Annotated in this window: 20 protein-coding genes, 1 pseudogene and 1 riboswitch; of the genes and pseudogenes, 6 read left to right on the forward strand and 15 right to left on the reverse strand. The window is 49.7% G+C overall.

Annotated features, from left to right (window positions below; genetic code table 11):
* Positions 1 to 76 precede the first annotated feature (76 nt).
* Positions 77 to 706 carry a thiamine diphosphokinase gene (locus ACI0FR_RS10880; RefSeq protein WP_404907440.1) on the reverse strand — a complete coding sequence of 210 codons (630 nt, stop codon included), beginning with the start codon at positions 704 to 706 and terminating at the stop codon, positions 77 to 79.
* Between the two features lie 85 nt (positions 707 to 791).
* Positions 792 to 906: riboswitch (TPP riboswitch) on the forward strand.
* Positions 907 to 951: 45 nt separating this feature from the next.
* Between ACI0FR_RS10880 and thiB the strand changes: the two genes are divergently transcribed.
* The 4 genes from thiB to cdlP all read left to right on the forward strand — a co-directional run bounded on the left by thiB (position 952) and on the right by cdlP (position 6159).
* Positions 952 to 1956, forward strand: coding sequence for a thiamine ABC transporter substrate binding subunit (gene thiB / locus ACI0FR_RS10885; RefSeq protein ID WP_404907442.1), 1005 nt, complete (start codon positions 952 to 954; stop codon positions 1954 to 1956).
* A 16-nt stretch (positions 1957 to 1972) separates the two neighbouring features.
* Positions 1973 to 3613 (forward strand): thiamine/thiamine pyrophosphate ABC transporter permease, encoded by a 1641-nt coding sequence (gene thiP / locus ACI0FR_RS10890; protein WP_404907444.1) that lies wholly within the window; start codon positions 1973 to 1975, stop codon positions 3611 to 3613.
* Positions 3613 to 4323, forward strand: a complete 711-nt coding sequence (locus ACI0FR_RS10895) for a thiamine ABC transporter ATP-binding protein (RefSeq protein WP_404907446.1) — start codon at positions 3613 to 3615, stop codon at positions 4321 to 4323. Before thiP ends, ACI0FR_RS10895 begins: the two co-directional genes overlap by 1 nt.
* A 363-nt stretch (positions 4324 to 4686) precedes the next feature.
* Positions 4687 to 6159: a cell division protease CdlP gene (gene cdlP, locus ACI0FR_RS10900; RefSeq protein ID WP_404907520.1), complete on the forward strand. Its 1473-nt coding sequence runs from the start codon at positions 4687 to 4689 to the stop codon at positions 6157 to 6159.
* 91 nt (positions 6160 to 6250) lie between these two features.
* On the opposite strand, the gene ACI0FR_RS10905 is transcribed toward cdlP, so the two are convergent.
* The 5 genes and pseudogenes from ACI0FR_RS10905 to ACI0FR_RS10925 all read right to left on the reverse strand — a co-directional run bounded on the left by ACI0FR_RS10905 (position 6251) and on the right by ACI0FR_RS10925 (position 13018).
* Positions 6251 to 6820, reverse strand: a complete 570-nt coding sequence (locus ACI0FR_RS10905; RefSeq protein WP_374832344.1) for a CarD family transcriptional regulator — start codon at positions 6818 to 6820, stop codon at positions 6251 to 6253.
* A 383-nt stretch (positions 6821 to 7203) separates the two neighbouring features.
* On the reverse strand, positions 7204 to 7539 hold the full coding sequence (gene fdxA / locus ACI0FR_RS10910) for a ferredoxin FdxA (protein ID WP_374832346.1): 336 nt from the start codon (positions 7537 to 7539) through the stop codon (positions 7204 to 7206).
* A gap of 214 nt (positions 7540 to 7753) precedes the next feature.
* Positions 7754 to 8146, reverse strand: a complete 393-nt coding sequence (locus ACI0FR_RS10915) for an RNA-binding S4 domain-containing protein (protein WP_404907449.1) — start codon at positions 8144 to 8146, stop codon at positions 7754 to 7756.
* A 358-nt stretch (positions 8147 to 8504) separates the two neighbouring features.
* Positions 8505 to 11202, reverse strand: a pseudogene (locus ACI0FR_RS10920) (helicase-related protein); the annotation flags it as partial.
* A gap of 637 nt (positions 11203 to 11839) precedes the next feature.
* A complete protein-coding gene (locus tag ACI0FR_RS10925; protein WP_404907522.1) occupies positions 11840 to 13018 on the reverse strand; it encodes an acetyl-CoA C-acetyltransferase in 1179 nt (392 codons plus the stop codon).
* Positions 13019 to 13274: 256 nt separating this feature from the next.
* Between ACI0FR_RS10925 and ACI0FR_RS10930 the strand changes: the two genes are divergently transcribed.
* A complete protein-coding gene (locus ACI0FR_RS10930) occupies positions 13275 to 13706 on the forward strand; it encodes a GlcG/HbpS family heme-binding protein (RefSeq protein ID WP_184222579.1) in 432 nt (143 codons plus the stop codon).
* A 167-nt stretch (positions 13707 to 13873) separates the two neighbouring features.
* Here the strand turns inward: ACI0FR_RS10930 and rpmF are convergent, their stop codons facing one another.
* The gene (gene rpmF / locus ACI0FR_RS10935; protein WP_374832350.1) at positions 13874 to 14056 is read right to left on the reverse strand and encodes a 50S ribosomal protein L32; all 183 of its coding nucleotides are present in this window, start codon (positions 14054 to 14056) and stop codon (positions 13874 to 13876) included.
* Positions 14057 to 14298: 242 nt separating this feature from the next.
* A complete protein-coding gene (gene mtgA / locus ACI0FR_RS10940) occupies positions 14299 to 15027 on the reverse strand; it encodes a monofunctional biosynthetic peptidoglycan transglycosylase (RefSeq protein ID WP_374832352.1) in 729 nt (242 codons plus the stop codon).
* Between the two features lie 185 nt (positions 15028 to 15212).
* Here mtgA and ACI0FR_RS10945 point away from each other — a divergent pair, with 185 nt between their 5' ends.
* Positions 15213 to 16133 carry a polyprenyl synthetase family protein gene (locus tag ACI0FR_RS10945; RefSeq protein WP_404907452.1) on the forward strand — a complete coding sequence of 307 codons (921 nt, stop codon included), beginning with the start codon at positions 15213 to 15215 and terminating at the stop codon, positions 16131 to 16133.
* Positions 16134 to 16200: 67 nt separating this feature from the next.
* Here ACI0FR_RS10945 and ispG read toward each other — a convergent pair whose 3' ends face one another.
* The 7 genes from ispG to livM form a co-directional block, all read right to left on the reverse strand.
* Positions 16201 to 17475: a flavodoxin-dependent (E)-4-hydroxy-3-methylbut-2-enyl-diphosphate synthase gene (ispG, locus tag ACI0FR_RS10950; RefSeq protein ID WP_374832356.1), complete on the reverse strand. Its 1275-nt coding sequence runs from the start codon at positions 17473 to 17475 to the stop codon at positions 16201 to 16203.
* Between the two features lie 156 nt (positions 17476 to 17631).
* Positions 17632 to 18810 (reverse strand): MFS transporter, encoded by a 1179-nt coding sequence (locus ACI0FR_RS10955; protein ID WP_404907524.1) that lies wholly within the window; start codon positions 18808 to 18810, stop codon positions 17632 to 17634.
* A 227-nt stretch (positions 18811 to 19037) separates the two neighbouring features.
* Entirely contained in the window at positions 19038 to 20165 is a 1128-nt protein-coding gene (locus ACI0FR_RS10960; RefSeq protein ID WP_404907455.1) for a branched-chain amino acid ABC transporter substrate-binding protein, read from the reverse strand.
* A 111-nt stretch (positions 20166 to 20276) separates the two neighbouring features.
* Positions 20277 to 20621 carry a DUF6867 family protein gene (locus ACI0FR_RS10965; protein ID WP_374832360.1) on the reverse strand — a complete coding sequence of 115 codons (345 nt, stop codon included), beginning with the start codon at positions 20619 to 20621 and terminating at the stop codon, positions 20277 to 20279.
* Positions 20622 to 20633: 12 nt separating this feature from the next.
* Positions 20634 to 21365, reverse strand: a complete 732-nt coding sequence (locus ACI0FR_RS10970) for an ABC transporter ATP-binding protein (RefSeq protein ID WP_374832362.1) — start codon at positions 21363 to 21365, stop codon at positions 20634 to 20636.
* Complete coding sequence (locus ACI0FR_RS10975) at positions 21365 to 22624, reverse strand: ATP-binding cassette domain-containing protein (protein ID WP_374832476.1); 1260 nt, start codon at positions 22622 to 22624, stop codon at positions 21365 to 21367. Before ACI0FR_RS10975 ends, ACI0FR_RS10970 begins: the two co-directional genes overlap by 1 nt.
* 17 nt (positions 22625 to 22641) lie before the next feature.
* Positions 22642 to 24018: a high-affinity branched-chain amino acid ABC transporter permease LivM gene (livM, locus tag ACI0FR_RS10980; RefSeq protein ID WP_404907458.1), complete on the reverse strand. Its 1377-nt coding sequence runs from the start codon at positions 24016 to 24018 to the stop codon at positions 22642 to 22644.

Raw genomic sequence — 24018 nt, forward strand, 5'->3', positions numbered from 1 at the left:
GTCCCCAATTCGGCGCTTGCAGGTAGTCCTGCTATCATTAGCTTACATTATATTAGGCGTTGTTCGTCAAGCCTTTTCATAACGGTCTTGCGATAAGTACCGCATGGCCTAAACGCAAAGAAACATGAAGAGTTCCATGAACAACATTAGAAACTGTCAAAGACGAACCTAAAGGCAAAGTAATTTTATCCAAAGGCCATTCTGCTTGTTCAATCGTCAGCCCTTCGAGCTGTGAAAAGCTTAAAATACTGAAAACGGAAGCCTCAGGCAGGTCATATCGATAATTGCCCGGCACCAGCGGATATGCTTCTTCAAAACCACTGGATAACAAAATCTGACGCCCTTCAAGCGCGTATCTTGTTGCCATAGTCAGATGCAAAAGCGTGTGATCGGCACGATCACCACCGAATGCACCACATAGAATCACCCGCGTTGCGCCCAATTGATAAGCTTTATTAAGCGCCAATTCGCCATCGGTCATGTCTTTGGTAACCGGAAAGGTTTGCCGCGGCACTTCGGCAAAAACCTCCAGCAAATCCGGATCGGTTGAGTCAAAATCCCCAAGCCATAATTCTGGAACCACACCCAAACGAAGCGCATGGCGCATACCACCATCAGCGGCTAAAAACCGTGCGCCCTCAACTTGGCGGCGCAAACGATCCGTGACGGTCAGATCGCCGCCGAGAAGAATGACAAATGTGCTCATGAAATCGCTCATAACATGCGCATCACGCCCCGAAAAGCTCCTTTAGGGATGGCTTGCGATAAGTCGTCGAAATGCTTAAGATAAAGCTGCTCTAACGGGGTGCCTGCTGTTTTCATCAGGCTGAGAGGCCGCAATCAATCGGCCAACCCGCTGAACCTGATCCGGTTTGTACCGGCGGAGGGATTAGATGCTGTCAATGTCCGACGCATAATCCTTTTGAACCTGATACCTTAAGGAGACGCATAATGCGGCTGTTGTCTTTACTCGCCTCGTCTGCTGTCATCATGCTGAGCGTAGCGCATGCGGCACAGGCAAAAGATACCCTCACTGTCTATACCTATGACAGCTTCACCGCCAAATGGGGGCCGGGGCCGATTGTCAAAGAAAACTTTGAAGCAATTTGCCATTGCGAAGTTAAATTTGTGGCAGCTGCTGATGGTGTGGCGTTACTCAACCGCCTGAAGCTGGAGGGTACTAAAACCGGAGCCGACATCGTGCTCGGCCTCGACAATAACCTCATTGCCGATGCCCATAAATCCGGCCTCTTTGCCCCTAGCGGCATTGATCTCACCTCTATCAATGTGCCGGGCGGTTTTAAGGATGATGTTTTCGTCCCCTATGATTACAGCTATTTCGCCGTCGTTTATGACAGCGAAAAGATGGAAAATCCGCCCAAAAGCCTGAAAGAGCTGGTTGAAGGCGATGCATCACAAAAAATCGTGCTGCAAGATCCGCGCACCTCGACACCTGGCCTTGGTATGTTGTTATGGATGAAAGCTGTTTACGGCGATGAAGCAGCCGCCAAATGGGAGCAGTTGCAAAAACGCATTCTCACCGTCACACCGGGCTGGTCGGAAGCTTACGGCCTGTTCACCAAAGGTGAAGCACCAATGGTGCTTTCTTATACCACCTCGCCTGCCTATCATGTGATTGCCGACAAAACCGACCGCTATCAGGCTCTTGGTTTTGAAGAAGGCCATTATCTGCAGGTTGAAGTGGCTGGCATGACCAGTAGGGGCGAGAAAAACCCGCTCGCCAAACAGTTTTTGGCTTTCATGCTCGAGCCGGGCTTTCAGGACGCCATTCCGGAAACCAATTGGATGTTTCCGGTCGCCAAAACCTCCAAGCCGCTTGATCCGGCCTTTGATGCTTTGGTGAAGCCTGTTAAAACTTTGCAGATTTCGTCTGAAGATGTCGCCGCCAACCGTAAGGAATGGATCGACGAATGGCTAAACGCTTCCAGCAAGTAAAACCGGAATAGAGTGCGTGCGTGCATATTCAGCATCAATCATAAAACCATTAGGCGGGAGTTTGGCTCTCGCCTTTTTGTGCTTGCTCGCAGGCGGCGCACTCTTTTCGCTTGGATGGCAAGCCTTTGGCGAAGGTTCGCTCTTCTCGGTTTTTGATGCCTATGTCTGGCGCATCACCCGCTTCACTCTGTTGCAAGCACTGCTTTCCAGCCTGTTATCGGTGGCTGTCGCTATTCCCTTGGCGCGCGCATTACATGCATCAGAAAATTTTTATGGGCGCGCATTAATTTTGCGGCTCTTTGCCCTGCCCTTGGTGCTGCCTTCACTGGTTGCCATTTTAGGCATTACCGCCATTTATGGACGCAATGGCTTCATTGCTTATCTGGCAGATTTAAGTGGCAGTTCTTTTGTGCCCAATATTTACGGCCTCACCGGCATTTTGCTGGCACATGTGTTTTTCAATATGCCGCTGGCGGTACGGCTTATTCTGGCCAATCTTGAAACCATTCCTGCCGATTATTGGAAACTATCGGCGCAATTGGGCATGGGTAACTTTTCAAGGTTCCGGCTGATCGAATGGCCGGTGATCCGGCGCAACCTTTCCGGTATTGCCGGTTTGATTTTCATGCTGTGCATTACGTCTTTCACCACCGTTTTGACCCTTGGCGGGGGCCCTCGTGCCACCACCTTGGAAGTGGCAATCTATCAGGCACTGCATTTCGATTTTGATCTGACCCGTGCTGTAGCGCTCACGTTGATGCAGCTTATTTTGACACTCACCGTGCTCGTCATTTTGCGCTTTTTTGGTCGCCCAAGCGAGGAAGGCTTTTCGCTGAAAATAACCACTAAGCGCTATGACAATGTGAAAAAAACAGAACGCTTCTTCAACTACACAGTCATTCTGACCGGATTTTTGTTTATTGCCAGCCCTGTGATCGGCATTGTGGCATCATCATTCATGGCGGATTTTTCACGCCTGTTAAGCGAAGCTGCGGTTTGGAATGCAATCTTCACCAGTCTCTGGCTTGGCGCTTCTTCCGCCTGCCTGTCGGTTTTTCTCTCTTTCGCCTTGGTGATTGCACGTGAATATAGCGCCAGCCTATCACGCAATAGCAAACCGCCTGCCACCACACGCTTTTATCAAAGCGCACTGGAAACAGGTTCAAGTTTAATATTGGTCGTGCCACCAATTATTTTAGGTGCAGGCTGGTTTATTCTACTGCGTAATTTCGGCAATCCGTTTTCCTTTGCTGCTGCAATGGTCATCATTGTTAATGCAGCTATGGCTATGCCTTTTGCCGTACGCTTCATTCGCCCCGCATGGGACAATGCAGCCGCCGGTCATAACCGATTATGCGCGCAGCTTGGTATTTCCGGCATCAGCCGTTTGCGCCTGATCGACTGGCCGGTGATGCGCCAGCCTGCCATCATTGCCTTTGCTTTTGCCTTTGCCTTATCTTTGGGTGATCTGGGCACAATTGCACTTTTTGGCAGTGATGCGCTCACCACTCTGCCCTATTTGCTGCTACAGCGGATGGGCAGTTATCGAACACTTGATGCGGCGGGACTTGCTCTTATCTTAGGTAGCTTATGTCTGTTGTTGATGATGATTGCCGACCGCGCCGCCAAAGCCCGCCCCTATCAGAAAGCCGATTAATGTCGATTATCATTGATGATGTGCACTTTAACTATGGTGAAATGCAGATGCGCTTTGACACAAAGCTGCCTGCAAACCGCATTACATCCATCATCGGCCCCAGCGGTTCGGGCAAATCAACTTTGCTCAACATCATTGCCGGCTTTGAAACACCACTGAGCGGCAAAGTGATCATTAATGGTCAGGATATGAGTGATCTGCTACCGTCCGAGCGTCCTGTTTCAATGGTGTTTCAGGATAATAATCTCTTTGCCCATCTGGATGTGACGCAAAATGTCGGCCTTGGCCGCTCCGGTAATTTGAAACTTGTCCAAGCCGATCATCAAGCAATCAAAGACGCGATTGCCCGCGTTGGTTTGAGCGGCAAAGAACATCGCAAACCAGAAGCATTATCAGGCGGTGAACGTCAGCGTGTCGCCATTGCCCGTGCTTTGGTGCGGCAAAAACCGGTTTTATTGCTTGATGAAGCCTTTGCCTCTTTGGGGCCAGCACTGCGCCATCAAATGCTTGATCTGATTGATGAACTGCAACAAGAAAATGCCATGAACATTTTGATGGTCACCCATACGCCGGAAGATGCATTGCGTTTAAAAACATGGCTGGTCTTCGTTGAAGCGGGCCAAATCAGTGCGACGGGCGAAGCGGAGCACCTCCTTTCAAGCTTGGGTCCGCAAGCTTTGCAGCATTATATGGGCAACCAATTGACCTGACCGCGTTAAGTAGTGATCACATAATCGAATCTGACAAATTATTAACGATAGTTGAACCGCAGCTCCACTGGACACCGGCACTTTAAATAATTAAATTGGCAACAAATTATTCGCATCAAAGCTGCCGAACTCTATGAAGTCGACATAGAAAAAACATTATTCATGCAACTTAAGTCAGCCAGAAGCGTTTTCGTCACAAGCTAGCAGAAGCAAAAAAGACTATTCGTTTTTTTGGCTAAAGATAATAAGAACAGATCCGGAATCAAAGCGAGGATTAAGATAAAACCTCTCCGCCCTCTCCGCTCGACTTCATCCAATGATGCGAAATTGAGCCTCACACTAATTAGTCATGTTCCGGCTGCGATGCATAAGCGCGGTCTGCGACGGTATGTGTCCGTTTTAGGGTTGGCAGGTCTGTCTTTTTTGAGTGCCTGCCAGACACTTGATTTCAGTGATTCTGATAGTCTGCGCCCGTCTGACAATCCGGTAACTGTTGCCAATGTGACCCGTAATGACCGTTTGGCACAACTTGGTGCACAGCAGCATCCGCGTATTCTGGCCACCTATGGTGGTGAATATAAAGATGCCAGGTTAGAACGTATGGTCGCTAAAATCGTCGGTAAACTAACCACTGTTTCCGATAAGCCCGATCAGACCTACCGCATCACAATTCTTGATAGTCCGAATATCAATGCCTTCGCATTGCCGGGTGGATTTTTATACGTGACACGCGGCCTGTTGGCTCTTGCCAACGACTCCTCCGAAGTCGCAGCCGTCATTGCCCATGAAATGGGACATGTCACCGCCAATCATGGTATTTTGCGTCAGGAAAAAGAAGCCGAAACTGCGATTGCCAGCCGTGTCGCCACCGAAGTGTTGCATAATGAAGCAGCAGGACGTGAAGCCCTCATTCGCGGCAAGCTGAAACTTGCGCAATTCTCGCGCAATCAGGAATTGCAGGCAGATTCGATCGGCATCCGCATGATCGGTGAAGCAGGCTATGATCCGTTTGCTTCTCCACGCTTCCTGCAATCCATGGAAGCCTATTCAAGCTTCCGCTCCATTTCCGGTGCGACCGATGCCAGCCTCGACTTTCTGGCCAGCCATCCGGCAACCCCGCAACGTATTGAGCTTGCAATGGGACATGCGCGGCGCGTTGGTGCACCAGGTGTCGGCACCACCGACCGCGATTCATTCCTCAACGGCATTGACGGCCTGCTTTATGGCGACACCCCAAGCGAAGGCTATGTGCGCGAACGGGTCTTTATCCACCCGAAACTCGGCCTGACCTTCACAGCACCAGCCGGTTTCAGCATCGACAATTCGGCTACCGCCGTCATGGCGAGTGGTCCGGGTGAAGTAGCGATCCGTTTTGATGGCGCCAATTTGCCATCCGGCATGTCGCTCACCGATTATATTTCTTCTGGATGGGTGACAGGATTGGATGAAAAAACCATCCGCCCGATCACCATCAATGGTTTGCCGGCCGCAACCGCGCGTGCCAGTGCGGATCGCTGGGAGTTTGATATTGTGGTGATTGGAGCAGGCGACAAGGTCTATCGTTTCCTGACCGCAGCGCCGCGTGGCAGCAATGCTTTAATGCCTGCCTCACAAAGCATCACCCAGTCCTTCAAAATGCTCACAGCCGCCCAGAAAGACGCATTGAAGCCACTGCGCATCCGTGTGGTCACAGTCAAAGCAGGAGAAACTGTCGCCAGTCTGTCCGAGCGCATGTATGGCACAGACAAAAAACTTGATCTCTTCCGCCTCATCAATGCGCTGCCAATCGGTGCAACTGTATCAGCAGGAGACCGCGTTAAACTCATTTCAGAGTAGTAGAGCCCAGATCAGAGTAAAAGCGATAAATCCAGACATAAAAAAACCCGGGGTCAAACCCGGGCTTTTTTCAAAATAACAGCTTAAAAAATTATGCTGCTTCAACTTCTTCGTCTTCAGCCTCGCCTTTGGCGCCACGTTTTGGACCTTTTGCCAGATTAACTTCAATCAGACGAACTGCTTCGGTTTCCGACAATTTGTTAACAGCTGCAATTTCACGAGCCATACGATCAAGCGCTGCTTCATAAAGCTGGCGTTCTGAATAAGACTGTTCCGGCTGGTTATCAGCGCGAAAAAGATCACGGACAACTTCGGAGATAAAAATCAGATCGCCGGAATTGATCTTTGCATCATATTCCTGCGCACGACGTGACCACATTGTACGTTTGATACGCGCACGACCCTGAACAACTTTCAAAGCACGTTCGACATAATCAGTTTCCGAAAGCTTGCGCATACCGATAGTCAGAGCCTTGGCTACAGGAACCTTCAGGCGCATTTTATCTTTTTCGAAATCAATTACAAAAAGTTCTAACTTGTGGCCGGCAACTTCTTGTTCTTCAATGGCGACGATCTGACCGACACCATGAGAGGGATAAACAATCGATTCACCGGTCTTGAAACCCTGACGAGCTGGGGACTTCTTCTGCTGGGATGACATACGCTTCCATACTCCCTGTTGTGCCCGGCGCTTCCGCCGGTTAACACGCGATATTCTTTTTTAGCCCGTGCCTTAAAAAAGCACTTGCAGGCATAAAATTGTCAGTTTACTTTCTGAAAATCACTGCTAAGCATAATTCATCGACCGGCTTAATGATGAGCAGTTTGCAATCAACGTGATTAACCGCTCCGGGTCATTTTATCCGGTAAATGAATATATCCTATCAAAGATTAGCGCATAAACGTAGCGACTTAACGTCCAGAGACCGACATTTTGGCGGCACCATACCATAAAATAGATACAGAAGCAAGAATTTGACAAAATCGTGCTGGCCGAAGCAAGTTTCCTTCAGCCAGATCCATTTTATCAGATAATTTTATCGCTTAATCACCGGAGCCTGGTTCAGCTGAGAAATACTGCAACTTGTCAGAAACGCCGTCCATCTCTTTGGCCTCAGGCAGTTCATCTTTCTTCACAGTGATATTCGGCCATTTGACAGCATATTCAGCATTCAGTTCCAGCCACTTATCAAGGCCGGGCTCTGTATCGGGGCTGATTGCCTCCGCCGGACATTCAGGCTCGCAAACGCCGCAATCAATACACTCGTCAGGATTAATGACGAGCATATTTTCACCTTCATAAAAGCAATCAACAGGACAGACCTCTACACAATCCGTGTATTTACAACGGATACAATTGTCAGTGACAACGTAGGTCATAGTCAAACTCCAGTCAGAAAAGGCATTCGTTGAGCAGTCAGGTAACGATTTTGAAGCCGTATGACAAGCCTAGAAACGCCCAATAGTGACGGTTCACCGCAGGGCAAAACTAAAATGGCACACAGATTGCAGATTTTGCCGCAGTCTTGGTATTTTCAACTAAAAGTAATAAAATTCGCAAAAATATATTTGCACTACAAAAATCAGAATTTTGTTAATCGGAAAAAACTTGACGCAATTTATCCGTTAAACGACGCTCACGCTTGGTCGGGCGACCTGATCCGGCATCCCGCAAGCCAGGTTTGATATTGGCCATTTCATCTTTGTCCGGCATCGCGGGCGAGTTATCCTGATAAAGCAGCTGTGCATCCGATGCAGGCCCTCGCCGTTCACCCAACAATAAAACTTTATAAATCAGAATTTTACGCTCTAACGTAATGGTCAGATCATCACCGAGTTTCACGCCATATGACGCTTGATCAAGCTTTTGTCCGTTGACTCTGACGTGACCACCGGCGGCAAGCTTTGCCGCCAGCGATCTTGATTTCACCACGCGCGCGAAAAACAGCCATTTATCGATCCGCTGCTTTTCTGATGCTGTACCCATGGTTACTTCTTCAGCTGTTCCTTCAGCGCTGCCAATTTTGCAAATGGCGAATCAGGATCAAGCTTCACAACACGTTCCTGACGTTCAAAACGCTGATTGCTTTCATGCTTATTGTGCTGGCCACCGCGCTTCGGACCACCCTTATGGGGCGCACCGGATTTGCGCTGATCGTCACGATGGTGTTTGCGGTTTTCACCTTCACCGGCATGATTTTGGGCTGCATTGTCGCCAGATGGCTTACGCTTAGGCCCGCGGAAATTGCGACGTTCGCTTTTTTCGCCTTCTGCACCTTCAGCATTAGTGCGCTGATTGTTCTGACGGCCACCACCGCTATGATTGCCGCGCTGATTGCCGCGATTATCATTCCGGTTGCGGTTTTCAAAGCGGCCCTGACGCCACAGGAGAACAGGCTTGGCCTCTTCTGCAACAGCCTCAACAACGGTTTCTGCGGCATCATCAGCCACTGCAACCTCAGCAACCTCTTGCTGTACCACGGGTGCCGGAACCGGTTCTGCATCAGGCACTTTAGGCTTGGCACTCTCGACAGCTTTGGCTGCAAAAGCATCAAGCTCGGCAAATTTCGCTGCAACAGCCACATCGGTGGTTGCTTCATGACGATAGCCAAGGCTTTTCAGAATTTCTTCCATGTCATCAGCGGTTGCGCCCAAAATGGACATCATTGCTGCGGTAACAAGGAACTTGCTGCCGTCATAAGCGCCTTCCGGACGCTCGCCAATGCCCGGACGCCATGCCAAAGCCGGACGGATCAGATCCGCCAAACGTTCCAGAATGTCGATGCGCACAGCACGACGACCAAGCACACGGTAACCGGCCAGTCGATAGAAAACCGGATCAAATTCCGGATCGACAACAGCCGATGTACGACCAGCAGCCATCACATTGACGACTTCGCCGTAACCGTTTTTATCGCGCCCGTCATTTTGCAGGCTCCACAACAATGTGATGAGACCTGCCGGTGCCGGCTTCAGCAAAGCTGGCATAAAGACGTGATAGGCACCAAAGCGCACACCAAGACGGCGAAGGGCGGCACGGGAATCCTGATCCAGGCCACGTACTTCTTCAATCACATCACGGCGTTGCAAAATGCCTAAATTTTCAACGAGCTGGAAAGCAAGACCACGGGTCATGCCGGTCAGGGCATCCGCCTCTGCCAGATCGGTCAATGGTTTCAGCACGGTTTCAATATGGTGGGCAACAAAGCGATCAATACGGGCGGCGACCTTATCGCGTGCCGGACCTGTCAGCTGCTCGTCAGCCAACAGCACCGCACGTGGCTTCATTACATTTTCACCGGCTACCAGTGTGGCAATAGCCGCACCGACATAACGCAGCACACCGTCTGACCCCAGTGCAAAATCACCGTTGGGCACGGCAGCAAATCGCTCTGCCCGCTTTTCAAACTCGGCGGCAAGCGCCTTTTGTGCAGCCGCTCTCACTGCCTTCGCATCCGAACCTTCGGCTTGCGTATCGGCAGTGAAACGGAATCCTTCCAAATGTCCGACATTATGACCTTCAACAATCACATCACCGGACGGGCTGATTTCAGCTTCAAGCATGGCATTCTCTCTCAGGCGCCTCATAAGCACGCTTGTCCTGCGGTCTACAAAGCGTTTCGTCAACCTCTCATGGAGCGCGTCGGACAATCTGTCCTCAATTTCGCGCGTCTTTTCCTGCCAGTGTGTCGGATCTGCCAGCCATCCCGGCCGATGCGACACAAAAGTCCAGGTTCTTATCTGCGCTATTCTATGCGAAATAGTGTCGATTTCACCATCAACATTATCCGCACGGCGCAATTGTTCGCTCATATAATTTTCATCGACGCTCCCCCGGCGTACGAGATCCTGATAGATCGACGCAATAATTTCAGCATGCTGTGCCGGCGCGATCTTGCGATAATCCGGCAAAGCACAACAATCCCATAACATTTCTATACGTTTTGGTGTCGTTGCCAACCGGCTAATTTCTTCATCACGCGACAGATGGTCCAATGCTTGCGCATCCACTGCCGGTAATGCACGGACAAGTCCTTCAATCGGTGCAGGTTTGTCCAAAGAATTACGCAAAGCTGTGATCGACGAAAAGTCGAACTTGGCTGTGCGCCATTGCATCAGCTTCACGGGATCGAAATTATGTGATTCGACCCGTTCCACCATTTCATTGTCGAACGGATCAACCTGTCCCGTCACGCCAAAAGTACCGTCACGTAAATGACGTCCGGCGCGACCGGCAATCTGTCCGATTTCCGACGGTGTCAGATCACGAAACTGATAACCGTCAAACTTTTTGTTCTGCGCGAATGCCACATGATCGACATCGAGATTAAGCCCCATGCCGATTGCATCCGTCGCGACCAGAAAATCGACATCGCCCGACTGATAAAGCTCGACCTGTGCATTGCGGGTTCGCGGGCTAAGCGCACCCATAACCACCGCAGCACCGCCGCGCTGGCGGCGGATCAGTTCGGCAATCGCATATACCTCGTCAGCTGCAAAAGCGACAATGGCCGAGCGACGCGGCAGGCGGGTGATTTTCTTGGAACCGGCATAAGCCAGATGCGACAAGCGCGGACGGGTGATGACATTGATACCGCGCAGCATTTTTTCCAAAATACCACGCATGGTCGCCGCACCCAGCAGCAGCGTTTCATCCCGCCCGCGCAAATGTAAAATACGGTCGGTGAAAATATGGCCACGGGTGAGATCACCTGCCAGCTGCACTTCATCAATAGCCACAAAGGCCACATTGGTGTAGCGCGGCAAGGCTTCCACCGTGCAAACAGAATAACGCGCTCCGGCAGGAATGATTTTTTCTTCACCGGTAATGAGCGCAACATTGGCCGCCCCTACCCGCTCGACCACCCGTGTGTAAACCTCACGCGCCAGCAAACGCAGCGGTAAACCAATCATACCGCTACTATGCGCCAGCATACGCTCGATCGCCAAATGCGTTTTACCGGTATTGGTCGGTCCCAGTACAGCCGTCACATTGCGGCCGCTCAGCACTAAAGGCATATCTTGGGTTGGTTGATGGTTCATAAGGTTAGCGGTTAAAGCCTCAGTATATCGTCTTGAATTTCGTTGTCAGCGATAGCACTGATTCCCAGTCACTGGAATACCGCTATAAATAATGACAAGCCGCACAATAGCGTGCGTTTTGCTGATTACAATGGCAATTTTAACGAATGGAACGACTCTCGAACGAATCGGCGACGAATCGTCGACCTCGCAACTTTCTCTTTTTGTTCACCTCTACATCTAGTCAAATCGGTTGAAGCCTCTACCAGCGCCAGAAATGCCGCGTAAACCACCCTTGATGGTGGATGAAAATCCAACTAATTCCATTGGCAGATATTAACCTTTGCATACGGATTATTTTTGTCTTTTCAGACACAGCAAATATGCATGCCTCATGTGCCAATTTTACAAGGCAATCTTTGAGCGTAAATGTTTGAATTTCAGCACTTTTGTTAAGCTTTGGTTCAAAGCCGGAACGAATCGGCGACGAATCGACACTTAATGCACGTTCTTATTTTGTACACGCTCTATCTGGTGGGTATGAACCGTAACAGCCCATAAATAACAAGGCAGAGCTCGCACAAGCTCTGTCTTTTATTGTTTTCAGCGCTGCTTTTATTAACTTTTACACTGCAATACAGTCACCGTTAAGTGCCGCTTAATCACGCTCGACACAAAGCGCTACACCCATACCGCCACCGATACACAAAGTGGCAAGGCCACGTTTTGCATCACGCTGCTGCATGGCATAAAGTAAAGTTGTCAGCACACGCGCACCCGATGCGCCAATCGGATGGCCGATTGCTATCGCCCCGCCATTCACATTCACAATCGCCGGATCAAGCTTCAGATCACGCACCACAGCACAAGATTGAGCGGCAAAGGCTTCATTGGCCTCCACCAGATCAAGATCATCCACTGTCCAGCCTGCTTTTTGCAAGGCTTTCTGCGAAGCAGGAATAGGCCCAGTCCCCATAATCGACGGATCAACACCTGCGGTTGCCCAGGAAACGATTCGCGCCAGTGGCTTCACCTGACGCTTTTCTGCCTCACCTGCACGCATCAGCACAACCGCCGCCGCACCATCATTAATGCCGGAAGCATTACCGGCTGTAACAGTGCCAACCTTATCGAAAGCAGGACGAAGTTTTGCCATCGCATCCAGTGTTGCACCATGGCGGATATATTCATCTTCACTGACAATAATGTCGCCTTTGCGGGTTTTAACCACCACCGGTACGATTTCATCTTTAAAGCGGCCGGATTTTTGTGCGTCTTCGGCTTTGTTTTGAGAATCAACCGCAAACTGATCCTGTGTCTCACGGCTAAGCTGCCATTGGGTGGCAATATTTTCAGCGGTTGTGCCCATTGGATAACCATAGAAAGCGTCCGTCAGACCGTCTTTCATCATGGTGTCGATCATTTTGAAATCACCCATTTTGACCCCGCCGCGCAAATGTGCGCAATGCGGTGCCATCGACATGGATTCCTGACCACCAGCGACGATAATATCGGCATCACCGCTTAAAATCTGCTGCATACCAACTGCAACCGCACGAAGACCTGAACCACAAAGCTGATTGAGGCTGAAGGCTGTGGTTTCATTCGGGCAGCCTGCAAGCTTGGCCGCTTGACGTGCCGGATTTTGTCCCTCACCTGCGGTTAAAACCTGACCGAATACCACTTCATCGACTTCTTGCGGCGCAACACCTGCGCGTTTCAAAGCTGCAGCAATAGCAGTTGCGCCCAGCTCATGTGCCGGCACATTGGCAAAAGCACCGTTGAAACTTCCAACCGGTGTGCGTGCCGCACCAACAATCACAATCACATCATTCATGGCAGGCATTTGATTTTAAGCTCCCAATTTGCAGGCTTTTCTCGCTGCAATTCCTCTCATTGCACACACAGTAATCACAAAATATCTGATAAACAACAAAACAGACGCACCTTGGCAGCAATCCGGCAAATTAGGCTCAAAATAAGATGATCCTTCACGCTGCAGATTAAGTGTTTTTCCCGTAGGCTTATGCTTATAACGTGCAATCCTCTGCCAAGGCCGCTAGATTGGTTGCAGAAAATCACAGGAGTTTTTCATGTCAAAACTGACCCTCGCCAAAGCTAACCAGATGATCAACGGTGCATTGGAACGCGCTAAAGAAGCCGGCATGCAGCCGCTTTCCGTTGTTGTATTGGATGCTGGCGGCTATGTAACCGCCTTCCAGCGTCAGGACGGCTCATCAAACCTGCGCTTTGCCATTGCTTCCGGCAAAGCTTATGGTGCATTGGCTGTCGGCAAAGGTTCACGCTGGCTCAACGATCAGGCGAAAGATCGCCCGCACTTCCTCGAAGGCCTTTCCAATGTATCCGGCGGCAAAATTGTTGCGGTTCCGGGCGGCGTTTTGATCAAAAATGCAGAGAATGAAATTCTCGGCGCAGTCGGCATTACCGGTGACACGTCTGACAATGACGAATTGGCAGCAATTGCCGGTATTGAAGCCGCAGGCTTCACCGCTGTTGCCAACTAAATAGCATTACTGACAATAAAAAGCCTCCGTGCGGGAAACCACACGGAGGCTTTTTTATGTGCATGTTTTAAATCTTCAAAACAAATAAAAACACCGTGCGAAATTCACACGGTGTTTTTAATTCACAAACAATAATCTATGCACAAAGCGCAGACTATTGAAGAAGCTTAAGCTTCCTTCGGTGTCAGAACCTGACGACCGCGATACATACCGCTTTTCAGATCGATATGATGCGGACGGCGCAATTCACCTGAGTTTTTGTCTTCAACATAGGTAGGCGCCTTCAGGGCATCAGCCGAACGACGCATACCGCGCTTCGACGGGGAAGTTTTTCGTTTAGGTACAGCCATGGATTCTGCTCCAATGATCGGTCAATAATAGTCCGGCCCGACTCCAAAGGAGCCTGTCACATCGGACAAGATTCCGGAAAGTGACGAGCCTATACACGTTCTGGCAGCGTTTGACCAGTCAAATTCGCATTTTTTTTGCATCATCACTGTTCTAACTCTTGCTTATCAGTGCTTCTACACAGCATTTGACAAAGGTCAATTAAACTTATCAGCGCAGGCTTACAAACTAAGCTTAATAAATATCAACGAACACAGGTGACATAAGGCCCGGCTTTTTTTGCCCGATTCTGTATGATATTGGCAGTTCTGACCATGCCGCGGCTTGGTTTTGCCGGATTGCGCACCGCTGGGTTTGGCAAAGTAACAGCCAAAAGCGAAGCTTGCTGTAAGGTCAATTTAGACGCCGAACGTTTGAAATAATGCTGCGATGCCGCTTCGATTCCGTAAATACCTGGCCCCCATTCAGCAATATTCAAGTAAATTTCCATAATGCGCTTTTTGGACAGCATCATATCCATTGCCATCGACAAGGGCAGTTCCAGCGCTTTTCTGAAATAAGAACGACCATTCCAAAGAAAGAGATTCTTTGCCGTTTGCATTGTGATCGTCGAAGCGCCACGCGCCGGTTGACCGCTGAAGGCATCTTTTACCACCAGCGACATCTGACGCCAGTCCACTCCGCTATGGCTGCAAAATTGGCCATCTTCAGACATCATCACAGCATTGACCAGATGGGGCGAAATATCATCAATATCGATCCATTGCCGCTCCATTGTTTGAAGCAACACCTGATCTTTAAGCATCAGCGTGGAAACCGGATGTACAAAAGGCAGTTTATATATGCCAAGCAACAGCAGCGGCAATATAAGCAGAAATAAACCAATCTTGAAAACAAGACGCAGGCCAGCTTTACCGGCAGGCTTAGCGATGTCATCACCGTCGTCTTTGTTTTGATGAATGTCTTTTTCCACTAAACTCAGCCTGTTCTTCTTGTCCTACAAGCCATAAACTATTTAATAAGCAGAATGAACCCATCTGCCGAAAAGTTAACAAATGATAAACAATGTTTATCGGGGCATGTTTATGATACTGATTTCATATAATCTTCAAGCTCCCATAGTTGACCCCTTGCGATAGTCTGGTAAACGCTCCTCCCATGGATAAGAACAGTCTCTCCCCCGATTTCACCGCCGCTCTTGCAGCCCGTGCCATACAGGTTGAAACCATTTTGCAATCGCAATTGGATGAGCGATTAAGAGCGGGCGAAATTGCCCGTCCGGAACGGCTGATGGCAGCCATGCGCTACGGCGTTTTGAATGGCGGCAAACGCCTGCGCCCGTTTCTGGTGATGGAAACCGCCGCCCTTTTTGGTGCCAATGAAGAAGCAGCATTGCGCGTTGCTGCTGCACTTGAAAGCATCCATTGCTATTCGCTCGTGCATGATGATCTGCCGGCAATGGACGATGATGATCTGCGCCGTGGTCAACCGACCCTTCATAAAGCTTTTGATGAAGCCGCAGCGATTTTGGCCGGTGACAGTCTGCTCACCTATGCTTTTGACATTATTGCCAGCAAAGAAACCGAACTGGATGCCGCCACTCGGCTGGAGCTGGTGTTAAGCCTTGCACGTGCTGCCGGCCCCGGCGGCATGGCAGGCGGCCAAGCCCTTGATTTAATGGCGGAAGAACAAAGTCCGGATGAGGCTGGGATTATCACCTTGCAGGCGATGAAAACCGGCGCGCTCATTCGTTTTGCCTGTGAAAGCGGTGCTATTATTGGTGGTGCAACCACACAGGAACGCGAGCGTTTGGCAGAATTTGGCTCAGCTATCGGTCTTGCCTTCCAGCTTGCTGATGACCTGCTGGATGTGACATCGGATGCAGCGCATCTTGGCAAAGCCGCTGGCAAAGATGCGGATGCCGGGAAAGCCACATTAGTGGCGCTTCATGGTATTGACTGGACACGCAAGCAATTGGCGGGTTTGGTAGCGCAAGCTGAAGAACTGCTGGAACCTTTTGGCGAGAAGGCCGGGATTTTAAAGCAAGCCGCCCATTTTATCGCGCATCGACAAAGCTAAACACTTAACAAATAAAAAGGCCGATGTTTATTTAAAACACCGGCTTTTTTATAAGTCAATTTAAGCTTCAAGCCTCAATTTCCATTGGTTCTTTAGCACCCAGACCAAACCGATTTTCGATATATTCAGCTACCATTTTCTGGAAATCTTCAGCAATGGCGGTCCCACGCAAAGTGGTTACTTTTTTACCATCGACAAAAACCGGCGCAGATGGCGTTTCACCGGTACCCGGCAGTGAAATGCCGATATCGGCATGTTTCGATTCGCCCGGTCCATTGACGATGCAACCCATCACTGCCACAGAAAGCGCCTCGACGCCTGGATATTTCTCACGCCAGATCGGCATGTTTTTACGAATATCGTCCTGAATGGTCTGCGCCAATTCCTGAAACACAGTCGAAGTGGTGCGGCCGCAACCAGGGCATGCTGCAACAATAGGAATGAACTGCCGGAAACCCATCGTTTGCAACAATTCCTGCGAGACCTGCACTTCACGGGTACGGTCGCCGCCCGGTTCCGGCGTCAGCGAAATGCGGATTGTGTCGCCGATTCCCTGCTGCAACAAGATCCCCATTGAAGCAGATGATGCGACCACGCCCTTGGTACCCATGCCCGCTTCGGTCAGTCCCAGATGCAGCGCATGATTGGAGCGACGTGCTAGTTCTGTATAAACCGCGATCAAATCCTGCACCTGACTGACTTTGGCAGACAGGATGATTTTATCGCGCGGCAGACCAATTTCTTCCGCCAGATCAGCAGAGATCAGCGCAGATTGCACAATCGCTTCACGCATCACTTGCTGAGCAGTGAGTGGCGCACCTTCCGCCTGATTGCGATCCATTAAAGTGGTCAACAATTCCTGATCAAGCGAACCCCAATTGACACCGATACGCACCGGCTTGTTGTAGCGAATTGCCATTTCGACAATATCGGCAAACTGCTTGTCTTTTTTATCTTTGAAGCCAACATTGCCCGGATTGATACGATATTTCGCCAAAGCCTCGGCACAGGCCGGATGATCAGCCAGCAATTTATGGCCGATATAATGGAAATCACCCACCAGCGGCACATCAAGACCCAGACGCTCAAGACGTTCGCGAATTTTAGGCACAGCCGCTGCCGACTCGTCACGATCAACGGTAATGCGCACCAGTTCAGAACCTGCATGATGAAGGGCTGCAACCTGCGCCACAGTGCCATCAATATCAGCCGTGTCCGTATTGGTCATCGACTGCACCACCACAGGCGCGCCGCCGCCCACCATCACACCGCCAACATCCACGCCAACTGACGTGCGACGGGCAAAAGGGTGCGAAAAATAGCTGATTTGTTCGGAGGCCATTTTATTCAATTCATCCAGGATTTTTTAAACTACTCGATGGCTGCGCGTTGATGATCACAAATATCAAGTGCCATAAATTTATGGCTTTATATAGTCCCTTACAAGTCGCATGTCGCCCCTTGTCGCGCCAATCATGCAAAATTTTATTGGCTTTTCTTACTGGCCATCATGATTATGGTCAGCAAAACGCGCCAACCTTGAAAAGGTCAACACCACAAGCAGTAAAACCGGCAAACAGGCGAAGACCAGCGCAAAGCCATGAAACTTGGCAATCCAGCCAATCAGCGATGGGGCCACTAATGTACCGGAGTAACCAAGGCTGGTGGCAATCGACAGGCTGACGCTTGGCACCACCCCCGGCACATTGCCGGCCATTGAAAAGATGATCGGCGCCATATTGGAAATGCCGATGCCGCAAACTGCAAAACCTGCAATAGCCAGCCAGGGTGTCGGCGCAAAAGCTGCCATCAATAATCCAGTGATTGCCACCAGCGTGCAGACCCGCAATGTTTTCACTGCCCCAAAACGATCGCGCACACTATCACCGGCAAAGCGCATCAATGCCATTGTGAGGGAAAAGGCGGCAAAAGCAAAACTGGCCGTTTCTACCGAGGCACCATAATCTTGGCGCAGATAATAACTGCCCCAATCCATGATCGCCCCTTCCGGTATCATCGAAAACAATGCCAGCAGTCCAATCAGCCACGGCAATGGTTGTTTGGGCAAACTCAACTTCACACGTTCACTGGCCTCGCTAATTTTGTCTTCCAGAATATTGGGCCAAGCCAACACAATTAAAATACCGGCCACCACAGAAACAACTGCCCCATGAGCAATAGAGCCGATATTGGTCATAAGATAACCGGCTGTTCCAGCTCCAAGCAAACCGCCTAGGCTCCAAAAAGCATGACATGAAGACATGACCGCGCGGCGCAATGATTTTTCCATCGCCACCGCATTGGTATTCATCGCCACGTCCATTGCAGCGATAAATCCGCCAAAATAGAAAAGCACAATCACTGCCACAATTTCATGCTGCACCAGACTGATCAAAAACAACACGGGCACGACTGCAACTGCCGATATTTTAACGATACTGGCCGAGCCGAAACGCGCGCACAATGCACCGGATAATGGCATAAACAATACTGAGCCGATGCCGAAAATTAGGATCATCAGCCCCATTTGCGCACTATCAAAACCTAAACGCGCAGCAAATTCCGGAATTCTGGGTGCCCAGCTGCCAAAAATATAGCCATTCATTAAAAACAGAAGCGCTACAGCAAAACGTGCAGGCGGAAAAGATACTTTAAAGCGCTGTTGCAGCACCGCTATATTAAAAAAATTTGTCAAGGAAGCGTACGCCGCGTTGGTTTAAAGCATGAAAATACAGTTCGTCATCGCTCTTGTTTCAAAAACATGTAGATATGTCAAAATAATAGCTCATCACAAAATTGCGACAGATACCCAACGTGGCTAGTTCGACAGACAAGTTGGAACAAAAATGCCCCCGCTATTGGATGGCAAACAGCGGGGGCATTTATTAAGATTGCGGTCAAATATTAGTCGGCCAGAACCTGCTGTTCGTAGACATAATTGCCATCAGCATTCTTCTTCCATTCATACATGACGTAACCCGGCAATTCAGCATCACCTTTGGCATCAAAAGAAAGCGCACCAAGTGCTGTCGGGAAAGGTCCCTTTTCTTTCAGTGCTGCAGCTACCTGCTGCGGGTCATTGCTGCCTGCAGCAGCTGCTGCTGCTGCAATCGCCTGTGCCGCGGCATAAGAGTAGATGGTGTAAGCTTCAGGCTCGAAACCTGCCGCACGGAACTTCTCAACCAGTTCCTTATTGGCAGGATCCACACGCGGATCAGGACCAAAGGTATTGAGTGTACCGATCACAGCATCACCGGCAATCGATGCCAATTCATTATTCACGATCGCATCACCGGAAATGACCGGAACCTTCAGGTTGTTTTCGGCCAGCTGTCGGATAAGCAAACCACCTTCAGTGTGGACACCACCCCAATAGATAGCTTCAACACCAGCAGCTTTTGCTTTGGTGATCAGCGCCGAGAAGTCTTTTTCGCCAACATTGACGCCTTCATAAAGAACTTCTTTCACACCAAGTTCGTTAAACTTCTTCTTGGTGGCATCAGCCAGACCCTGACCATAAGGTGTTTTGTCGTGAACGACTGCGATTTTCTTATCTTTGAAATGTTTCGCAATATATTCACCGGCAACAATACCTTGCTGGTCATCACGGCCACAGGTGCGGAACACGTTCCACAGGCCTTTTTCGGTGTAAGCCGGGTTGGTCGCACCCGGGCTGATCATCAAAATACCGTTTTCGGCATAAACATCAGCTGCTGGAATGGCGACGCCTGAATTATAGGGGCCGATCACAAACTGAACACCGTCACCGGCAAATTTATTCGCAACCGAAATCCCCTGTTTAGGGTCGGAAACGTCATCGCCAATAACAATTTTGATTTGCTCGCCATTCATACCGCCATTGGCGTTGATTTCAGCAATCGCAGCCTCTGCGCCCTTCAAAATCTGCGCGCCATAGGTGGCGTTCGGACCCGTCATCGGTGCGCCGACACCCACCAAAACATCAGCCCAGGCACCGCCGCTTACTGCCAGCAATGCGGAAAGAGCAACACCAGTAAATAATGATTTTTTCAACTTCTCACTCCCTTTATTTTCAATTCCCCGACGGAATAAACCCGTCATTTCCGTATAATGCTATTTTTAAATTATGCTTATATTAAACGGCCGGTTTAGCTGGATCAGTGACTATTTAGCCCTCCACGACAACATTGATGCCTTTTCATACAGCCAGCTATATTGGCTGACCATCTGATTAACTCTGGTATATCTGAACCCGATAGAACCAATTATGATCAATATAATCGTATCTACCAGATAATAATGCAATGAAAGCATAGTACCTTCGAATAAGGCGTGATGGATGAAGCGCACGGCCACTCCGAGCGGGATCAGATAACACAGCAATGTAGTATAAGGGCGCCAAGTCTGCGCGCATGCGCGCCCTGTCATCCACGCAGCCCAACCGCCAAGCAGACAGGTGATCAGGATAAACAGCCAGATTGATGGTTCTTCGTAAAGAATTCCCTGCATGATTTTGCTCCCTTAATGCCTTCCGCCTTCGAGATAGGCAGCCCGCACTTCGGGATTTGCCAGTAAGTCTACGCCGGAACCGCTCATCGTGATGGAACCATTGACCATCACATAGCCACGATCGGCCAGTTTCAACGCACCAAACGCATTCTGCTCCACCAAAAATACAGTCAAGCCGCGCGAGCGGTTGAGCTCTTTAATGGCTTCAAAGATCTGCTTAACGATCAGTGGTGCCAAGCCCAATGAAGGTTCATCCAGCAACAGCAAACGCGGACGCGCCATCAATGCACGGGCGATAGCAAGCATTTGCTGTTCACCGCCCGAAAGCGTGCCGCCACGTTGATGCATACGCTCTTTCAAACGGGGAAAGAGATCAAACATCAATGCAACATCTTCTTCAAAGAAACGCTGATTATCGAGACTCGCTCCCATTTGCAGATTTTCATAAACCGTCATACGCGGGAAAATGCGTCTGCCTTCAGGTGACTGCGCAATACGAAGATGCGCAATCAGATGCGGCGGTGTATTGGTAATATCCTGCCCGTCAAAAATAACGCGCCCTGTACGCGCACGCGGCATACCAAAAATCGTCATCATCAAGGTCGACTTACCGGCACCATTGGCGCCAATGAGGGTGACAATTTCCCCGTCATTCACAACCATATCAATGCCCTTAAGCGCACAAATATTGCCGTAATAAGTTTCAACCTTATCGATCACCAGAAGCGGATTTTTATCCTGCATCATTCATCCCCTTCAGTCTGAGTTTTATGACTGGTAGGGACATTTCCTGCCTCAACCCGCTTTGAAAACTCCGTATCCTGTCCGGCAGTCAGCAACTTTGCCTGCCCCACCCAATCTTCACGCTCAATCCGGCCACCGAAGGCGAGAAAAGCATCAAATTCGGCAATATCGGCTTCATCCCAAGCTGCAATCTGATCAAAGTGGAAAATGCCGTGCTTGTTCAGTTTTTCTTCGTTCACCGCACCGACACCTTTAATCAGGGTCAAATTATCCGGTGCATCGCCGCGTGGTGCCTGAAGCGCGCCTTTAGGCATAAAGCTTGACGCAAGCTTTTCTTCAGCGGCATGATCACCCTGTTCAGCCAAAGCTTCCTTAGCCAAAGCGACAGTCACAAAATCAGCTGCATTACCGCTGGCAGGAGCATCTTCAATCAGCTCCGCCACTTCATCATCATCAACACCCAGATAGGCCGCAATCACTTTCGGATCATCACGGACAAATTCCGGTGTGCCGTCAGAGATTTTGGTGCCATATTCCAGCACGATGACATGGTCGGAGATTTCCATAACCACCGACATATCGTGCTCGATGAGCAAAATAGAGGTGCCGGTTTCATTTTTAATATCCAACAACAGCTTGTTGAGCTGCGCCGACTCACGCGGGTTAAGACCAGCTGCCGGCTCATCCAGACAAAGCATTTCCGGTTCGGTGCACATGGCGCGGGCAATTTCCAAGCGCCGCTGATCACCATAAGGCAGATCCCCAGCCGGATCATCAGCACGCTCAATCAAATTGATTTTTTCAAGCCAACGGCTGGCTTTTTCAATCGATTCCTTGGCGGCACGCTTGTAAGCCGGCAATCCCAATAGGCCGAGAATTGTATAACCGGATGAAGTCATCAGCTTATTATGCTGTGCGACCAGCAAATTTTCCAAAACTGTCAGGCCGGTAAACAGGCGAATATTCTGGAATGTTCGTGCCACATGCGCTTTCTGCGTGATTTTAAAATCAGGCAACCGTTCCAGCAAAAACTGTTCGCCGGATTTTCGCGTCATCGTCAACATACCGCCGGTTGGTTTATAAAAACCGGTAATGCAGTTGAACACGGTGGTTTTACCGGCACCATTGGGGCCGATAATTGCAGTAATTTCACCACGCTTGACATTAAAAGACAGGTCATTGATTGCAACCAGTCCGCCAAAGCGCATGGATAAATGTTCTACCTTGAGAATATCATCTCCGGTCATATTGGCGGACATCATATGTGCTTTATCCATTAGCCATGCCCTTCCTTGGTAAAGGCACCTGACACCATTTTTTTACTATGCAGAAATGCACTTGGCTCTCGTTTTCCGACAAAACCACGCGGTTTCCAAACCATCATCACCACCATCGCCAGACCGAAAATCAGCATACGATAGAGTTCCGGCGTAAAGTCTGGCCCGAAAATAGCTTTGAGGAAGGTCATGTCACGCAGGATTTCCGTACCGCCAATCATTACGATGGCTGCCACAGCAATTCCCATGAGTGAGCCCATACCGCCCAGAACCACGATCGCCAGAATGACGGCAGATTCGAGGAAAACAAAGGATTCCGGACTAACAAAACCCTGACGTGCAGCAAAGAACGAGCCCGCAAAACCGCCAAACATAGCACCCGTTGCAAAAGCGGTAAGCTTTGTCGTGGTGGTATTGATCCCCAATGAACGGCAGGCAATCTCATCCTCGCGCAATGCTTCCCACGCACGGCCAACCGGCATCCGACGCATTCTGATGGTAACCCATGCCGTCAGCAGAGCCAAAAACAGGATCACATAATAAAGGAAGATTTTATAATGTGCCGCCGAGAAAGACAGGCCGAAAGTTGCCGCAAAACCATTGGGTGTTGCATTAAACGGAATGCCGAAGAAAGTAGCCTTGGCGATACCCGAGACGCCGAATGTTCCCTTAGTGACATCCGTCCAGTTGATCAAGACAAGGCGGATAATTTCACCAAATGCCAGTGTCACGATCGCAAGATAGTCACCCCGCAGACGCAGCACCGGAAAGCCTAAGATAACGCCCCAAAGTGCTGCAAAAATACCGGCCATGGGCAGCAAAATCCAGAAGGACAAACCCCAATAGCTTGAAATCAATGCATAAGAGTAAGCGCCAACGGCATAGAAAGCGACATAACCGAGATCGAGCAAGCCTGCCAGCCCGACAACAATATTAAGCCCCCATGCCAACATTACATAGATCAGAATCTGGACGCCAAAATTATCGACCCATTTCAATGATCCCTGCATACCAAAAACATTGACGATAAACACGGGATAGATAAGCAGAATTGCAATGCCGATCTGGGCAATATGTTTACGGAAAAAAGACTGGCTTTCTGCCTTAACAGGCTTTGCTGCTTTTGCCATTTTGCGCTTATCCAGCCACGGCTCAAGAAATGCCTTGAACAGAAAGCGCCCGACTGCCGCAATCGCCACAATTATGAAAAGCTGCGGCCAGCGTGTGGTCAGTATTAATTGGTTGTTAATGTTTTGATCGGTCTTGAAACCGACAATCAGTACAAAGAGTCCCAAAGCCAGCAGACCGGCTATGATCCCTTCGCGAATTGCTTTACCGAATACGGAGTCAGCCTGTGAAGACGATTTGAGCGCCAT

This window comes from Paenochrobactrum sp. BZR 201-1 (assembly GCF_044987585.2).
Taxonomy (GTDB): Bacteria; Pseudomonadota; Alphaproteobacteria; order Rhizobiales; family Rhizobiaceae; genus Paenochrobactrum; species Paenochrobactrum pullorum.

Coding starts and splice junctions, on each gene's coding strand:
- ACI0FR_RS10970 (WP_374832362.1), bottom strand. CDS start 21,365: ATGCAGGATAAAAATCCGCTTCTGGTGATCGATAAGGTTGAAACTTAT.
- ACI0FR_RS10925 (WP_404907522.1), bottom strand. CDS start 13,018: ATGAATGATGTGATTGTGATTGTTGGTGCGGCACGCACACCGGTTGGA.
- ACI0FR_RS10905 (WP_374832344.1), bottom strand. CDS start 6,820: ATGTCATCCCAGCAGAAGAAGTCCCCAGCTCGTCAGGGTTTCAAGACC.
- rpmF (WP_374832350.1), bottom strand. CDS start 14,056: ATGGCTGTACCTAAACGAAAAACTTCCCCGTCGAAGCGCGGTATGCGT.
- cdlP (WP_404907520.1), top strand. CDS start 4,687: ATGCATAAGCGCGGTCTGCGACGGTATGTGTCCGTTTTAGGGTTGGCA.
- ACI0FR_RS10895 (WP_404907446.1), top strand. CDS start 3,613: ATGTCGATTATCATTGATGATGTGCACTTTAACTATGGTGAAATGCAG.
- fdxA (WP_374832346.1), bottom strand. CDS start 7,539: ATGACCTACGTTGTCACTGACAATTGTATCCGTTGTAAATACACGGAT.
- ACI0FR_RS10930 (WP_184222579.1), top strand. CDS start 13,275: ATGTCAAAACTGACCCTCGCCAAAGCTAACCAGATGATCAACGGTGCA.
- ACI0FR_RS10965 (WP_374832360.1), bottom strand. CDS start 20,621: ATGCAGGGAATTCTTTACGAAGAACCATCAATCTGGCTGTTTATCCTG.
- ACI0FR_RS10945 (WP_404907452.1), top strand. CDS start 15,213: ATGGATAAGAACAGTCTCTCCCCCGATTTCACCGCCGCTCTTGCAGCC.
- thiB (WP_404907442.1), top strand. CDS start 952: ATGCGGCTGTTGTCTTTACTCGCCTCGTCTGCTGTCATCATGCTGAGC.
- ACI0FR_RS10915 (WP_404907449.1), bottom strand. CDS start 8,146: ATGGGTACAGCATCAGAAAAGCAGCGGATCGATAAATGGCTGTTTTTC.
- ispG (WP_374832356.1), bottom strand. CDS start 17,475: ATGGCCTCCGAACAAATCAGCTATTTTTCGCACCCTTTTGCCCGTCGC.
- ACI0FR_RS10880 (WP_404907440.1), bottom strand. CDS start 706: ATGAGCACATTTGTCATTCTTCTCGGCGGCGATCTGACCGTCACGGAT.
- livM (WP_404907458.1), bottom strand. CDS start 24,018: ATGGCGCTCAAATCGTCTTCACAGGCTGACTCCGTATTCGGTAAAGCA.
- ACI0FR_RS10975 (WP_374832476.1), bottom strand. CDS start 22,624: ATGTCCGCCAATATGACCGGAGATGATATTCTCAAGGTAGAACATTTA.